This is a genomic window from Hymenobacter sp. R533113 (assembly GCF_056835965.1).
In genome coordinates, this window is the sequence record NZ_JAKWBD010000011.1 from 287,737 (window position 1) to 302,066 (window position 14,330).

General features: G+C 57.7%; 17 protein-coding genes. 9 read left to right on the forward strand and 8 right to left on the reverse strand.

The annotated features are described in order from the left end of the window. Window positions 1-54 precede the first annotated feature (54 nt). From MKZ35_RS08320 to MKZ35_RS08330, 3 genes are all read right to left on the reverse strand, one after another. Entirely contained in the window at window positions 55-1,656 is a 1,602-nt protein-coding gene (locus tag MKZ35_RS08320; protein ID WP_482512764.1) for a protein adenylyltransferase SelO, read from the reverse strand. A 391-nt stretch (window positions 1,657-2,047) separates the two neighbouring features. Beyond that, window positions 2,048-2,455, reverse strand: a complete 408-nt coding sequence (locus MKZ35_RS08325; protein WP_482512765.1) for a PDZ domain-containing protein — start codon at window positions 2,453-2,455, stop codon at window positions 2,048-2,050. Next, a complete protein-coding gene (locus tag MKZ35_RS08330) occupies window positions 2,389-3,861 on the reverse strand; it encodes a M61 family metallopeptidase (RefSeq protein ID WP_482512766.1) in 1,473 nt (490 codons plus the stop codon). Before MKZ35_RS08330 ends, MKZ35_RS08325 begins: the two co-directional genes overlap by 67 nt. 270 nt (window positions 3,862-4,131) lie before the next feature. On the opposite strand from MKZ35_RS08330, the gene MKZ35_RS08335 reads away from it, so the two are divergent. Further along, complete coding sequence (locus MKZ35_RS08335) at window positions 4,132-5,175, forward strand: SDR family oxidoreductase (protein WP_482512767.1); 1,044 nt, start codon at window positions 4,132-4,134, stop codon at window positions 5,173-5,175. Here the strand turns inward: MKZ35_RS08335 and MKZ35_RS08340 are convergent. Continuing rightward, window positions 5,149-5,727 carry an outer membrane beta-barrel protein gene (locus tag MKZ35_RS08340; protein WP_482512842.1) on the reverse strand — a complete coding sequence of 193 codons (579 nt, stop codon included), beginning with the start codon at window positions 5,725-5,727 and terminating at the stop codon, window positions 5,149-5,151. The two genes, MKZ35_RS08335 and MKZ35_RS08340, sit on opposite strands and share 27 nt — an antisense overlap. Window positions 5,728-6,221: 494 nt before the next feature. Further along, entirely contained in the window at window positions 6,222-6,440 is a 219-nt protein-coding gene (locus MKZ35_RS08345; protein ID WP_482512768.1) for a hypothetical protein, read from the reverse strand. A gap of 305 nt (window positions 6,441-6,745) precedes the next feature. Between MKZ35_RS08345 and MKZ35_RS08350 the strand changes: the two genes are divergently transcribed. Continuing rightward, a complete protein-coding gene (locus tag MKZ35_RS08350; RefSeq protein WP_482512769.1) occupies window positions 6,746-7,702 on the forward strand; it encodes a helix-turn-helix transcriptional regulator in 957 nt (318 codons plus the stop codon). Between the two features lie 74 nt (window positions 7,703-7,776). Then, window positions 7,777-8,304 (forward strand): DinB family protein, encoded by a 528-nt coding sequence (locus MKZ35_RS08355; RefSeq protein WP_482512770.1) that lies wholly within the window; start codon window positions 7,777-7,779, stop codon window positions 8,302-8,304. 84 nt (window positions 8,305-8,388) lie between these two features. Here MKZ35_RS08355 and MKZ35_RS08360 read toward each other — a convergent pair whose 3' ends face one another. Then, window positions 8,389-9,189: an SDR family NAD(P)-dependent oxidoreductase gene (locus MKZ35_RS08360; RefSeq protein ID WP_482512771.1), complete on the reverse strand. Its 801-nt coding sequence runs from the start codon at window positions 9,187-9,189 to the stop codon at window positions 8,389-8,391. 213 nt (window positions 9,190-9,402) lie between these two features. Here MKZ35_RS08360 and MKZ35_RS08365 point away from each other — a divergent pair, with 213 nt between their 5' ends. Both MKZ35_RS08365 and MKZ35_RS08370 read left to right on the forward strand, forming a co-directional pair. After that, window positions 9,403-9,924, forward strand: coding sequence for a GreA/GreB family elongation factor (locus MKZ35_RS08365; protein ID WP_482512772.1), 522 nt, complete (start codon window positions 9,403-9,405; stop codon window positions 9,922-9,924). 89 nt (window positions 9,925-10,013) lie between these two features. Further along, window positions 10,014-10,271, forward strand: a complete 258-nt coding sequence (locus tag MKZ35_RS08370; RefSeq protein ID WP_482512773.1) for a hypothetical protein — start codon at window positions 10,014-10,016, stop codon at window positions 10,269-10,271. A 57-nt stretch (window positions 10,272-10,328) separates the two neighbouring features. Here MKZ35_RS08370 and MKZ35_RS08375 read toward each other — a convergent pair whose 3' ends face one another. Then, a complete protein-coding gene (locus MKZ35_RS08375; protein ID WP_482512774.1) occupies window positions 10,329-11,033 on the reverse strand; it encodes a PD-(D/E)XK nuclease-like domain-containing protein in 705 nt (234 codons plus the stop codon). Window positions 11,034-11,182: 149 nt separating this feature from the next. Next, window positions 11,183-11,431, reverse strand: coding sequence for a cupredoxin domain-containing protein (locus MKZ35_RS08380; protein WP_482512843.1), 249 nt, complete (start codon window positions 11,429-11,431; stop codon window positions 11,183-11,185). 178 nt (window positions 11,432-11,609) lie between these two features. On the opposite strand from MKZ35_RS08380, the gene MKZ35_RS08385 reads away from it, so the two are divergent. The 4 genes from MKZ35_RS08385 to MKZ35_RS08400 all read left to right on the forward strand — a co-directional run bounded on the left by MKZ35_RS08385 (window position 11,610) and on the right by MKZ35_RS08400 (window position 14,289). Further along, window positions 11,610-11,807 carry a hypothetical protein gene (locus tag MKZ35_RS08385; RefSeq protein WP_482512775.1) on the forward strand — a complete coding sequence of 66 codons (198 nt, stop codon included), beginning with the start codon at window positions 11,610-11,612 and terminating at the stop codon, window positions 11,805-11,807. Beyond that, the gene (locus MKZ35_RS08390; protein WP_482512776.1) at window positions 11,789-12,247 is read left to right on the forward strand and encodes a heavy metal-binding domain-containing protein; all 459 of its coding nucleotides are present in this window, start codon (window positions 11,789-11,791) and stop codon (window positions 12,245-12,247) included. Before MKZ35_RS08385 ends, MKZ35_RS08390 begins: the two co-directional genes overlap by 19 nt. 21 nt (window positions 12,248-12,268) lie before the next feature. After that, window positions 12,269-12,712: a hypothetical protein gene (locus MKZ35_RS08395; RefSeq protein WP_482512777.1), complete on the forward strand. Its 444-nt coding sequence runs from the start codon at window positions 12,269-12,271 to the stop codon at window positions 12,710-12,712. A gap of 512 nt (window positions 12,713-13,224) precedes the next feature. Continuing rightward, window positions 13,225-14,289, forward strand: a complete 1,065-nt coding sequence (locus tag MKZ35_RS08400; RefSeq protein WP_482511431.1) for an IS701 family transposase — start codon at window positions 13,225-13,227, stop codon at window positions 14,287-14,289. Window positions 14,290-14,330: the final 41 nt, after the last annotated feature.

The window sequence follows — 14,330 nt, forward strand, 5'->3', positions numbered from 1 at the left end:
AGGGAACGAGGTAGAGACACATAGTTGTGTCTCTACCTCGTTCTAAGGGACCGGTTACGAACTGCACGACAGGGTTGCGCAGCCGGCCTTCGTGCGCGCCCAGTCGGGGCGTTTAGCGGCTAGCTCGTCGTGCTCAGGCTGCTCGGCAAAAGGAGTTTTGAGTACTTCCATCAGCCGATTCAGCACCGATAAATCACCCGTTTCGGCAGCTTCGATGGCCTGCTGAGCGAGGTAGTTGCGCAACACGTACTTCGGATTAGCGCTGAGCATGCTTTCGCGAATAGCCTCTGGGTCAGCAGATTCCTGACGGAGTCGGTTGGCGTAACGCTGCAGCCACTGATGCAACATCTGCTCTCCTTCGGGCGACGTGCCGTAGGATGCAGCCTGAATTATCTCCTGGAACAGTGCATCCTGGTTTTCCGGGCTTATTATCAAAGCAGGAGCAGCATGTGAGAGACGGCGGAAGAATAACGTCATGTCTACTTGCGACTCGGCCATTGCTTCGTGTAGAGCTTCGGTTAAGGCGTGATCATCACCTGTTGCTTGAGTAGTGAGACCGAGCTTGCGCAGCATCATGGCGTGCTGAGTTTCGGCCAGCGTGCTGGTGTAGTGATCTAGGCTTTCGCGCAGCTTTTCCGGCTCTTCTACCAGGTGTGCAACGGCTCTGGCCAATTGATACAGATTCCAGAGCGCCACCTGCGGCTGCTGACCAAAGGCATAGCGCCGGCTGCTGAAGTCGGTGGTGTTGGGCGTCCAGTCAAGCTCATAAGGCTCCAGCCAGCCGTAAGGCCCGTAGTCGATGGTGAGGCCCAGGATGGACATGTTATCGGTATTCATTACGCCGTGCACAAACCCCACCGACATCCAGTGCGCTATCATGATGGCCGTACGCCGACACACTTCCTCAAACCAGCGCATATATACCTCCGGCGACGGCGTGCCCAGCTCGGGGTAGTGGTGCTGAATTACGTAGTCGGCCAGGGCGCGCAGGTTGTCCTTTTCGCCGGCCACGGCCATCATCTGAAAGTTACCGAAGCGGATGAAGGTGGGTGCCACCCGCGCTACTACGGCGCCCGGCTCTTCCTGGGCGTTGCCATTATAAAACATGTCTCGCACCACCTTATCGCCGGTACCAACTAGGCTCAGCGCCCGCGTAGTCGGTACGCCGAGGTAGTGCATGGCTTCACTGCACAAGAACTCCCGCAGAGAGGAGCGCAGTACAGCACGGCCATCGGCGCGACGCGAGTATGGCGTGGGGCCGGCGCCTTTCAACTGGATTTCCCAGGTAGAGCCATCAACAGCCGTTAGCTCGCCCAGAGAAATAGCGCGCCCGTCGCCAAGCTGCCCCGCCCAATGACCAAACTGGTGTCCGCCATAACGGGCCGCAAATGGCTTCATGCTGTCTGTCACGAGGTTACCGGCCAATGCGTCAACGGCCGCGCCGCGCTCTTCGGGGCGGGCAATGCCCAAAAAGCCCCCCAGGTCATCGGACCAGGCCAGCAGGTGCGGATCGCGCACGGGCGTGGGCTCGATGCGGGAGTAGTGGTAGCCAGGTACCTGGCGCGGGTTTTTATTGCGAGAGGCTTCACCGCGCAACTCCTCTACAAAGGAGTTTTGGAAGGGTGCCTGCTCTAGTGATTGGGTGGATATAGACATAGTATTGGGGCGCCAGTGGTAAGAATGGGCGCGTTTTTGGCCAACGTTTCCTAGCTGCGTTGGTTCCGGTCAAGTAGTAATGTTGGTCGTTCAACGTTGGCCTCACCCCCCGACCCCCTCTCCAAAGATTCTGCGTATTAAGCGGCGAAGGGGGAGCCAAACGACTAGTTCTACGCTGCTACGTCGGCTTTCGCCTCCGTAACCGCTTTTCTGATATGGCTTGAAGGTGAATTTAACAACACATAAAAGCCCCCGACTTGTTCTCGGGGGGCTTTTTTACTTTCTAAACACTAGAACGCGGTAGCCGTGCTGGAGGCGGAAGCCGACAGGGCGGCGCAGGCCGAGCGGCTGACTCCCCTCTTTTGGGAGAGGGGGCCGGGGGGTGAGGCCCCTACAAATTCTTCATCCAGGCCTCACGCAGCGCCAACTGCGCCGGCGTAGCAGCAGGATTAGGCACGAAGGCGTAGCTCTTCACTTCATCCGTAGAAGCGAGGCGCACGCGCACGATCTGCTCTTTGCCATCCCGACGGATAGTGATGGGCAATTCGGTGTTGGGGGTCCGCTCCCGCACCTTACTGAATACAGAAGCGAAATTGCGGCGATCTACGAAAGTGCCGTTTACACCCGAAATTTGGTCGCCTTCCCGGATGCCGGCCGCTTTTATTGGCGCACTTAGCTCCGTTATATACACTTCATCACCCCGCACCTGGTAGGATGCCTGGCCGATGGTGGCTATCTGGCGGCCGGTGCGCAAGCTGCGGTCGTAGCGGATGCCCACTTTGGCAAAGTACTCCTGCAAAGGCAGCGGCTCGGCTTTTGAATGTAGCGGGCGAAGAAGTCGCCGATTTCGGGGTAGGTAAGTTGGGTGAAATCCTGGAAGAAATTCTTCTCGCTGATGGGCTTATTGGGGCCGTATTTCTTGGCCAGCTCCAGCAACACGTCGCGCAGGCCGCGCTTGCCGCCGCTCAGCTCCAACAGGCGTAAATCGAGGAGAGTGGCGGTGAGGGCACCGCGCTGGTAAATGTTGCCGTACTGCTTCTGGCCTTCGTCGCTGAATGAGTTCAGGCCCAGCTTACTGAGGCTGTAGGTGCTATCGGCGCGGGTACGGTCATAGACGACTTTATCGTGCAGGGTTTCGAGGTAGTCATCGAGCGAGACGAGGCCGCCACGGAGCTGCATGGTGTGCGACGCCCATTCCGTCACGCCCTCATAGAGCCACAGGTGCTCCGAGCCGGTCGGGTTCACGAAGTTGAACTGCTCGATGATTTCGGAGTGAATGTTCAGCGGCGTCACGATGTGGAAGAACTCGTGGGCCGCAATATCCACCACGTTCTGAGCCGCTTCGGGCGTCATGGGTGTTTCGCGCAGCACGTACTCCGAGCTGTAGGAATGCTCCCAGGCCCCGGCCGACTTATCGGCGAAATGATACAGGAAAGCGTAGCGCTTCACCGGCAAAGTGCCCCCCAGAAAGGCCTGGGCCGCATTGAGCATCTTCTGCATGTGGCCCAGCAGCGGCCCGGCCAGTACCTGGTCGGTGGCGGAGTAGCAGTACAGGGCCACATCGGCGTCGCCGAGCTTGGTGCTGGCTTCGGTGAGGCGGCCCAGCAGAATAGGCGAATCAACGGCGTGGTCGTAGTCGTCGAGGCGGTAGTAGCCCTGGGCGTCGGGCACGAGCACGGTGCCTACTTTCCAGTCCTTGGGGTGCTCCAGCTTCAGGCGCAACGGTTTGCCCTGCATATCCTCGGGGTAGCCCAAGATAGTTTGGCCATTGAGCAGGGCGTGGTCAGCTTCCAATGACGAGCCGCACATCAGATAAATCGGGTGCTCCTCCACCTTCGTATCCCAGGTTTCGGCGATGGTGTAGCGGATTTCGCGGGTTTTCTTGGGGTTAGTCAGCTGCCACTGGTTGGTGGACAGCTGCTTAGCACCAAGCGGCTTACCTTTGGCATCATACGCTTCAAAGTTGCTCACAAAGCGGCCCATGTCCATGACCTGGTAGGTGCCGGGCGCGGTGGCCGCAAACTGGTAGATATCCTGGCTTTTCTTGAGCTTAGGCAGCTGCAGCTTCACCTGAAACGCGTTGCTGTTGGCCGCCGGGTCCATCGTGACGGTGTAGGTGAGTTCCTTGACGGTCTGAGCTTGTAGAGCGGGGGCAGTAGTGGTCAGCAAGGCTGCCAGGGTGGCGGCGCGAAAGAATGAAGGCATGCGAGGGGTGGAATGAGAAAGGAAAACGAACAAAGCGAAGGTAACGAGAAAGCCATTGACGCGTTTTTACGGCTCCAGGACGCATCGGGCGCAGTAGTAGAAAAGCAACTTGTTGCATTCAGAAGAAATACCCAAACCGGCATCGTATGGCAGAGACCCAGTGAAGAAGCAGCATCTATGCTTTGCCGAGGCAGAAATTAACCTGAGCCATAACCTCGCCTCCGGGTGGTCGTTAGACTGTAGAGTCCTTCTCTCCTACTTTCCACAGCTATGAACAGACGTAACCTCCGCGGCGCTACGGTAGTCATCACAGGCGCTACCAGTGGTATCGGCCGGGCCGCGGCCCTCACCTTCGCCCGCCACGGTGCTACCCTGGTGTTGGCCGCCCGCCGGGCCGAAGTGCTGGCCGAAGTAGCCGCCGAATGTGAGCGACTCGGCGGTGCCGCTCTGCCAGTACCCACCGACGTAACCGATGCTCAGGCCGTAGCCCACTTAGCGGAAGCTGCCGCGGCCTTTGGGGGGCAAATTGATGTTTGGATAAATAACGTCGGAACGGGAGCAGTCGGTGATTTTGACAAAACCCCGCTGGCCGCCCACGAGCAGGTGTTGCGCGTTAACATTCTGGGAAGTCTGTATGGCGCCTATGCCGTGCTGCCCTACTTTCGGCGTCAGCAGCATGGGGTACTTATCTTTATGAACTCTCTGGGCGCCTGGGTGCCAATGCCTTATACGGTAGCTTACAGCACCAGTAAGTTTGGGCTGCGCGGCATGGCCGAAGCCCTGCGTACCGAGCTGCTCGACTCACCCGACATCCACGTGTGCAGCGTGTATCCGGCTTTTGTGGATACACCCGGCTTTCAGCACGGCGCCAATTATTCGGGCAAGGTCGTGAAGCCCGCGCCGCCCATATTTGCCCCCCAGCAGGTCGCCGATACGTTGGTAGCTTTGGCCCAACGGCCCCGCCCCAGCGTAATGGTGGGCTGGTCGGGTAGGGTGATGCGGGTATTTCGCGCCGTTGCACCGGGCGTTACGCAGTGGTCGATGCTGCGCTTTATCAACCTTGCCCAGCGCCGGGCCGATCCGGCGCCGGTTAGCGAAGGCAGCATATTTGCCCCCCAGCCCGCCCCGCACGGCACCGATATTTCCGGCGGCCACCGTTACTACTCAAGTTCTGCTGGTAGTAAAGCGTGGCTGGGTGCGGCACTGGTAGCAGGAGTTGCAGCTGGCTTTTATGCCTGGCGGCAACGCGGCGCAAAAGCACGGATCACCTACAACCAAGCATCTGAGCTAACGCAAAGTGTAAGTAAGCGTTAGGCAACGAGTGTCGACGTAGATATAATTGGTTACGTAGGAGCCGTTGAGGGAAAGCCCCTCTACTCGGGCTGACACTCCCCAAATGCCGAAAGGTGAGTAAAAATCGATGCCAGCACCTGCATAGGACCCGAGCATCAGCCGGTCAATAGGGTAGTCTTCTGTCCGGGTTTGATTGATATTCACTGTTCCGGCCGGTACCTGTGAGTAGCGCGACTTAGTACCGAAAGAGGCTCCCACAATATAGCCTCCCTCCAGATAAGGCCGAACCCGGCGCCCCGGCCGACCAAAGGTGTAGCGCAATGTAATGGGCAGCCGCACGTAAGAGGCCTCTATACTTTTTTGAATGATGTAGTAATCGTTGGAGGCATCGGGGCGGATAGTAACGCTCTGCGTGCTGCTACTGCGGCCATACAGCAGCTCCGGCACAAGGGCGACCCGGGAACTCAAGCCAAGTTTTAAAAAAACGCCGACTGTGGGATTAAGGTGGGCAACGGGTTTTTGATCATTAAAAAGCTCCTGACTCTGAGGGTAGTAGATGTAGCTACTTTGCATTCCTATGCGTACTCCGAGCTGCTTACCGGGTTTGTTACTGTGGTTTACAGCTTCCACTTAATGCGCGTATAAGCAATCCGGAAGCCCTGTTTTTCGGCGTTGCGCTGCGATTGGCTACCGGGCGAAGCGCCCATCATGGCAAGGGTGCAGCCTTGCTCCGCTGCGTAGTGTAAGCGGGCGTTTAATAAGGCTTGCTGGGCTCCGGCGGCCTTCGGGTACGGTGCTAGCGCCCGCCAGCAGGACCACGCTGTCGTAGATAAATAAGCCCCCGGCAGCTATCGGCTCTCCATCTAACTCAGCCAGAAACGGTGCACAACCCATCCGTTCTAATTGCTGAGCTAAGTAGTGGTCTGAAACGAACATAACAGATGGTTTGACTGCAAACAAAAGCACAACGGTAAAGCTACTGAGGAGAGCAGGATATTTTACCAGCTTCGATTCGGTCATGCCAGCTTGTTGAGCCGCTTACTGCTGGCACTTCCCACTCAATACACTCAGTCCGGCAGCACTTCAATCTGTACTCCAAACCCGCGCACTAGCGCGGCGACTTGCGCCCACAACGCCGGCTCGCCATACGGGCTTTGCACCCGTAGCACCCGGTCGCAATCGTCTAGGTCGAAGGTGGCTTTGAGGCTTGTAAATTGATTTTGCAGCGCCCGAATGATAGTGGTAGCCAGTAGCGGGGAGCTTACGTTGGTTTGGAAAACTTCCACTGCTGACAGCGGAAAAGGGGCGACAAAGAGCCGGCGAACGGAGCATGCTAACATTTTTTGCATTGGCGTAGCGTTAACAGTGAAAAAGCGAGTTTCTAGAGTAATAATCCTCTGTTTTGATGCTGTAAAGAACGCCGGAGCAAGTGACAGCCCTATGTCAGTAGGCATCGGGATATTCACTTATTTCTTTACTTTTAGCTAAATATTTTAGTTATTGTAAAGGATTTGTGAGCGGGCATAGCTACACATATGCAACTGCCCCTGCGTGGTGAAATTTCAGGCCTGACTGCTTTGCTTTTCGTCCTATGAACCGCTTCGACCGCATCACCGCCATTCTGATTCAGCTGCAAGCCAAGCGCAGCGTGAAAGGCCAAGACCTGGCTGAGCGATTTGGCGTGAGTTTGCGCACCGTGTACCGCGACTTGCGCACCCTGGAAGAAGCGGGCGTACCGCTATGCGGGGAGCCGGGCGTGGGCTATTCCTTGGCCGAGGGCTACCGGCTGCCCCCAGTCATGTTCACGCGGGAAGAAGCCACGGCCCTGAGCACGGCTGAAAAACTAGTATCTCAGCTTACCGACGCGCACACCGCCCAGCTCAGCCACGCGGCTATGGACAAGCTACGCGCCGTGCTGCGCCGCCCCGACCGTGACTACCTGGAGGCGCTTAGTCCGCGCATTACGGTGCTCCAGCCCCGCGTGGCGCGTACCCCGATTTTGCCCCCCACAACGAATACGCATCAGCTTTTGCTTACCAGCATTGCCCAACAGCAGGTTGTGCGCCTGGATTACCGCGCCGGTTACCACGGCGTGGCTACTCAGCGCGATGTGGAGCCCATTGGCGTGTACTTTGGGCAATACTGGCACGTGGTAGCGTTTTGCCGGCTGCGCCAAGAGTTCCGGGATTTTCGCTTGGACCGCATTGCTGCCCTCCACCTGTGCGACGAGCATTTTGCCCCCCGCCCCGACACCTTGCAGTCGTACTGGCAGGAGCAGGCGCAGGGGCGGCAGGCCCAGGCGGTAGTCGTGCGCTTTGCGCCTGAGGCCATGGCGCACGTGGAAGAAAACAAGCACTACTTTGGCTGGACCCACGAACAGCTATTACCCAATGGCTGGCGCGAAATGACCTTTCTGGTGGGCTGCCTCGAATATTTGGCCCGCTGGCTGCTCATGTTTACAAACCAAGTAACGGTGGTGTCGCCGCCGGAGCTGAAGCAGCGGATGCAGGAGCTGGCGGAGGAGGCACACCAACATTTTTGTGAGTAGCATTTGGGTGCTGACATAGGACTGTCACTAGGGGCCGCTAGGTTTGGGTATCGTTCATTTAACCCCACTCAGCTATGCTAACTGCCACTGCCAGCCCCACGCCCCTGGCCCAAACTTTGTTGCCCGAACTCGACCACGAACTAGAGCTGACGCGCCGCTTGCTCGAACGCCTGCCGGAGGAGCACTTTGGCTGGCAGCCGCACGTCAAGTCCATGACATTGATTCAGCTGGCTTCGCACACGGCCAATGTGCTGGCCTGGGTAGCTCCTACCTTCGATACGCCCGAATACGACATGGCCAGCGAGGCCGACGAAGAAGACGCGCCGGCCACCAGCCGCGCCGCGCTGCTCCAACGCCTCGAAACCAACGGCGCCGCGGCCCGCACGGCCTTAGCACACGCCCACGCCGAGGACTTCGAGTACGTCTGGACTTTCCGCAACGGCAACCACATTGTGTTCAGCCAGCCCCGGACCGAGGTTGTGCGGACGTATTTTCTGAGCCATCTTATTCACCATCGGGGCCAGCTTAGCGTGTATCTGCGCCTGCTGGATGTGCCCGTGCCTTCTATCTACGGTCCTTCGGCCGACGAGCCGAGCCGCTAGCTGGTGCTGGCTTAATCACACAGAAAAGCCCCCCAGCGACTATATGGTAGTTGCTGGGGGGCATTTTTGTGCGATTAAGTTGCTCTACTTGTCGGAGCCCACGGGCTTGCCCTGCTGGAGCATATTTTCCGCTACCATATCATCGGGCATGAGGTGGCTGGTGGCTACCATGACTTTGTTCTTGAAACCAGACACAATTTTGTCTTTACCGGCTCTCAGGGCTTCGTAGCCATCCTGGGCCACTTTGGCGGGGTCGGCTTTGCTGCCTTCCTTCACCAGCTTCGACTCGGTCATGTCGGCTTTGTTGAAGAAGTCGGTGTCGGTGACGCCGGGCAGCAGCGCAGTGATGGTAATGTTGCGGTCTTTGTTTTCGGCGCGGATGGCCTCAGTGAAAGACGTGATGAAGGCTTTGGTGCCGTGATATACGGCCTGAAGTGGGCCGGGCAGCTCACCGCCAATGCTGGATACCATCAAGATTTTACCTTCGCCGCGGGCTACCATGTCTTGCAAGAAGCACTTGGTGAGCGTGACGTAAGCGCCAATGTTGAGCTGAATAATATCCAGCTCGCGGTTGATGTCGGTGTCAATGAACTCGCCGTATTGACCCTGGCCGGCATTGTTTACTAAAGCATTCACCTGAATGCCACGCTTTTTCACCTCCTCATATACTTCAAACGGAGCCTCTGGCCGGAACAGGTCTTTAGCAATGAAGCATACATCAATATCATATTTCTGGCTGAACTCGGTAGCCATGCGGTCCAGCTCATCGAAGTGGCGGGCCACAATAACCAGGTTGTAACCGTCTTGGGCGAAGCATTTGGCCAGTTCGTGACCGATGCCTTGGGTTGCACCCGTGATAAGGGCGAAGTTTTGCTTGTTTGTCATGATAGTTGCGCTAGTATTTGTCATGATAGTTGCGCTAGTATTAGTATACTGTTGAATGCTGTGCCAGAAGTTACGGCGGGTTGCAGCGTTGGTTTAAAGATTTCGCTAACGTCGGGCTTGGGTTAAACAGCTAATGACGAGCTGCGAAGCCCACTATTTGCCCCCCAGACCATAGTTCGCAACTCCCGTTTCGGTGCTGCGTTAGCAAGCAACATGAGCCGAGCATTTACCAAGGAGGATGACGCCCAGCAGCCTCCCCTTATTCCGCCCAGGGCCGCATTGCCACCCGGCACGCCCAACTACGTAACGCCCCACGGCCTGGAGCTGCTCCGCGCCGAGCTAACCGTCCTGGAAGCAGAACGCGCCCAGGCCGAAGCCAACCGCGACAACGACGCCGACCGCACCCGCCTGCTTAGCCTGTTCAACGGCCGCCTCAGCGACCTTACCGCCCGCATTGCCAGCGCCAAAGTGGTTGATCCGCGCCAGCAGCCGGCCAATGAAGTTCGCTTTGGTGCAACGGTCACGCTGCATACCGTGAGCGGCGGCAAGCCCGGCTTCGAGCGAAAGTTTACGCTGGTAGGCGTAGATGAGGCCTCGGTGGCGGAAGGCAAAGTAGCCTTTGTGGCGCCCATCGCGAAGGCCGTGCAGGGGGCAAAACTGGGCCAACGCGTCGCGCTGCGCTTGGGGCCGCAAGAGGAACTAGTAGAGGTAGCGGCTATTAGCTACGATACCTGAGTCTGAGTCTGTGCCTAAGCTCAGCGTAACAAGTAGCTTGTAGATGCAGTAAGCTTATGAATTTATCTTCTCCTTTTTTAATCCATACCATGGACACTCCTGCTCCCAACGTCAACCCAACCCAGCTGGTCCGCTATATCCTGCAAATTGATGCTATGCGGGATACCGAGAGCATCGGGCAGGTGCGCCAGCTGCTCACCGGGCTAAAGCTGCTCGTAGACCGGATAGAGCCCGGCGAAGTCGAGGTAGCCGTTACCCACCCCGATGCGCCCAGCCAGGACGACCTCCGAAAAGCATTGCGGGCGGCGGGCTTTGAAGTGCAGAACATAACGGCCCAAACCGGCTAGCATACGACTGCTACCGCGTGGCTTATCGCTCTTCTCAACGCGGAACGGATTTCCGCGTTACTCCCCGTTCAAGCCTTCGGTAATATCGCGCACCGCTTCCGACAGATAAGCGGGCACTTCGGCTTTGGGCTGAAGCAAATGCAGCAGGTGCAGGTATTTGGCCCGGCCTTCCCCCAGCATAGTCCGCGACACTTCTACTGTGAAGAGCTTGAAGGGCTCCACTTTCTGCACACCTACCAGCAGGAAGCGGTCGGCGTGGAGGGCATCGAGGTAAAAGGCAGCCTGGCGGTCGTAGTCGTAGCCGGAGCACTGCCACAGGAAGTGGTCGTAGTCGCGGGCGTTGGTGGTTTTAAAGTCGATAATGGTATAGCCACGGTCGGTTTCGGGCACCACTAAGTCGGCGCGGAGCTTACAGACAGTTTGGGTGGTAGGCTCGGTGAAGATGCAGCTGGGCTCGGGCACGCCGGTGGCCAGCAGTTGCTTTATCTCGGGGTTGAGCTGTACGCCTTCCACCATCCACCACACCAGCGTATCATTGATGCCGGGCAAACCGGGCTCGTACAGAGCAGGCTCTAATAAGGCCGTGTGGAACGCTGTTCCTAACCCCAGCGCGCCCGACATGGAAGCCGGCTTCTGATAGCGGCCGTTCAGGGCGTCGCGCAGCCGTGAGAGGTCGGAGTTGGCAATGGCCGGCAGAGCGCGGTAATCATCGTAGGGCAGGCGCAGCAGATCGGGGCGGCGGAAGGGGTCGGTTTCGGTCATGGCGTTGTAACAGCAGCATACGCAGGATAGCTCCGGCGTAGTTACCTATTTCTTGACCCTAAGTACGAGAAAAAGCCCCCCAGCTTCGCAAATAACCTTGAATAGACGCCACCCGAAACAGCAGCCAAGCAGCTCCGATCTATAAGCGGTTATTTAACAACCAGTTGGCCGCGCAGCATATGCATACCACAGGTAAACTCAAATAGGCCTGCCTGCCGGGGCAGCAACTCCACGGCCGTCGTTTGGAAAGGAGCCAGCTCGCGCCGAATCTGAAAGTCGGGTAACAACAGTTCCTCGGAGCAGCCGTTGTCCTCGTCGCGGTAGAAGTTGAGCTGCACGGGCTTGTCTTTTTCCACCTCAATGACATTGGGCGAGTAGCCGCCTTTTACTATAACGATTTAAGGCTCCGCGTCTGTAAAGGTCCGCGCTGCCCCGGCTTGGCCGTGGGTGGGCGCGGACCTTTTTGCGTGCCTTTCAGCGCGCCTCTTTATCAGTGCCAGCGCCTTTTTTCCTCCCTATTGTAATCCCCAAAATGCCCCCCACGGCATTCTTCCCTCTTACTCACTTTCACTTTTTATGAAAACCCTATTGCCCGTAGGCCTGCTTCTGACCGGCCTCGCCTTTTCAACTACCAGTTGCTCCGGCAACGCCTCCACTGGCACCCAAATAGTTACAAATGCTACTGACGGCCACGGCCACGAGCATGGCGCGGAGGCCAGCGCTACCCACGCCGGTGAGCATATCTACACTTACCCATGCACCCCGAAGTGGTGAGCAACGAGCCCGGTGAATGCCCTAAGTGCGGCATGAACCTGGAGCACACCGACGGCGCCAACAACGACGGCAAAACCTACCGCATGGCTTTCACCTCGGAGCCGGCTCAGCTCGCCGCGGGCAAACCAGTTACGCTGTCTTTCCTGCCCCAGATCGAAGGCCAGGAGAAGTCGCCCGTGCCGCTGGCCGTGGTGCACGAGAAGAAAATCCACCTCATTATCGTGAGCAAGGACTTATCAGAGTTCTTCCACGAGCACCCCGAGTTTACGGCGGCGGGCCAGTATAACGCACCCTTTACCTTCAAAACCGGCGGCGACTACGTGCTCTACCCAGACTACCAGCCCGAGGGCGGCGCCCAGCAGTTGGGCCGCCAGGTGGTAACCGTAAGTGGCGCCAAGAAAGCCCCGGTGAAGGTTACCAAAGACCAGATGCAGTGGTAGAAAAACGGCTATGAGGCGGTCTTGTCGTTCGATAAGCCGGCACAGGTGGGGCAGCCCCTGGCCCTGCAAGTAAATGTGAGCCGCAACGGCCAGCCCGTTACCAATCCCGATAACTACCTCGGGGCCCTGGGCCACATGGTCGTTATCAGCGAGGATACGGAGAAGTATCTGCACGTGCACCCCGGCGACGCCGGCGCCAACCGCGGCCCCAGCATCGGCTTCCAGACGGGCTTCGAGCAGGCTGGCTCATACCGCGTGTTCCTCCAGTTTAATCATGGGGGGCAAATTCACACCGCCGACTTCACCGTGAACGTGGCCCCAGCTGCCGGCGCTACGGCCGCCGCTACCTACGTGTGTCCCATGCACCCCGAAGTAACCAGCGCTCCCCCCGCCCTCACTGCCTCCGTGGACGCCCAGCCTTTCACCCCGCCCAACAATCAGAATCCGGCGCCAGCAGTTGGTTAGGTTTCGTTTGCGAAGTTTTCCCGAAGTACAACCAAAAAGGCGGTCATGCAGAATGAAGTGAAGCATCTGGCGTGCTGATGTTGCTGTGCTAACTCAACCTAAGAAGGCGGTCATGCTTGATCTGGCGTTCGCGGAGTCGAAGCATCTTTACCGCTTCGTTGAGCAACGGTTGGGATTACTAACCAGTAGAGATGCTTCGACTCCGCGGACGCCAGATCAAGCATGATGTTCTAGTTGGAGCATGACCGTCTGTTTAGGGCTGATTACCACTCCAACATCAGCACGCCAGATGCTTCGTTGCCGCTTCATGCGCGGAATGCTCTGCATGACGTTCTTGTTTGTTGTTCCACCACTATAAGTATACACTAGGATGCGCTCTGTTCTGTCCTGATGTTGCTTAAAACTGCTTCCTGATGCCGCCGCCTCAAATCATTTGAGGCGATTTGGTCAAAAGGTGTCTTATTTACTGCTGTTACGCAGTCAGAGTCGGCTTCTGCCCGTTTACTACGCTTATGACGACTTGCACGCTGGACTTGTACACGGATTATTTGTTGAGTTCGACGGGTCCGACAACGGCCACGGGCTTGTCGCGCCTGGTAGACGGGGCCTTGAGCCACGACCAGATCACGCGCTGGCTGAGCAGCACCGCGTGGGGCTCGGCCGCTATTTGGCGAGCGGCCAAGCCGCTGATTCGCCAGGCCGAAGCCCAGCGTGGAGCCGAGGAATTTGCGGTGCTTATCGTCGACGATTCGATTCTGGAAAAGGCCCATACCGCTGCCAACGAGCTGATTTGCACCCACTGGGACCACAGCCAGCAGCGCTACGTGAAGGGCTTGAATTTCGTCAGCCTGCTCTACCAGGCCGGCGAGTTGGCCCTGCCGCTGGCCGTCGAGCTGGTGCGCAAAACGGTCCCGGTCTACCATGCCAAGACCCAGCAAACCAGCTATCAAAGTGCCTTTACCAAGAACGAGTACCTGCAGCAGATGCTGCGCGTGGCCCAGCAACAAGTGGCTTACCGCTACCTGCTGGCCGATACTTGGTATGCCTCGGCCGAGAACATGAGCTTGGTGCGAGCCCTGGGCCACCATTTCGTCTTTGCCCTCGAATCCTCCCGCACCGTGGCCCTGAGCGAAGCGGCACGGGCGCAAGGCCAGTTTCAGGCCGTGCAAACGCTGGTGTTTCCCGATACGCAGCCCCTGCGGGTCTATTTGCGGGCCGTCCAAGAGGCGGTGCTGGTGAGCAGGCACGTCTTGACAAACCAAGACGGCAGCCAGGGCGTGTTATATCTGGTCAGCAGCGACACCGACTTGAACCAGGCCCAGTTGACTGCGATTTACCAGAGACGGTGGAAAGTGGAAGAATATCATAAATCGCTCAAACAGAATGCCTCCATGGGCAAATCGCCCACCAAAACCCTGACCACGCAGGCCAATCATTTCTTCGCGGCCGTGCTGGCCTACACCAAGCTCGAGATACTCAAACTCAAGTGTGGGATGGGCCATTTTCGCCTCAAAGCCCAGCTCTACGCCGTGGGCCTCAAAGCCATGTACCACCAACTTGGCCTACTCCGTGCGTAACATCAGTTATTTAGTAATGCCAGAAGCTTACTTTTGACAGA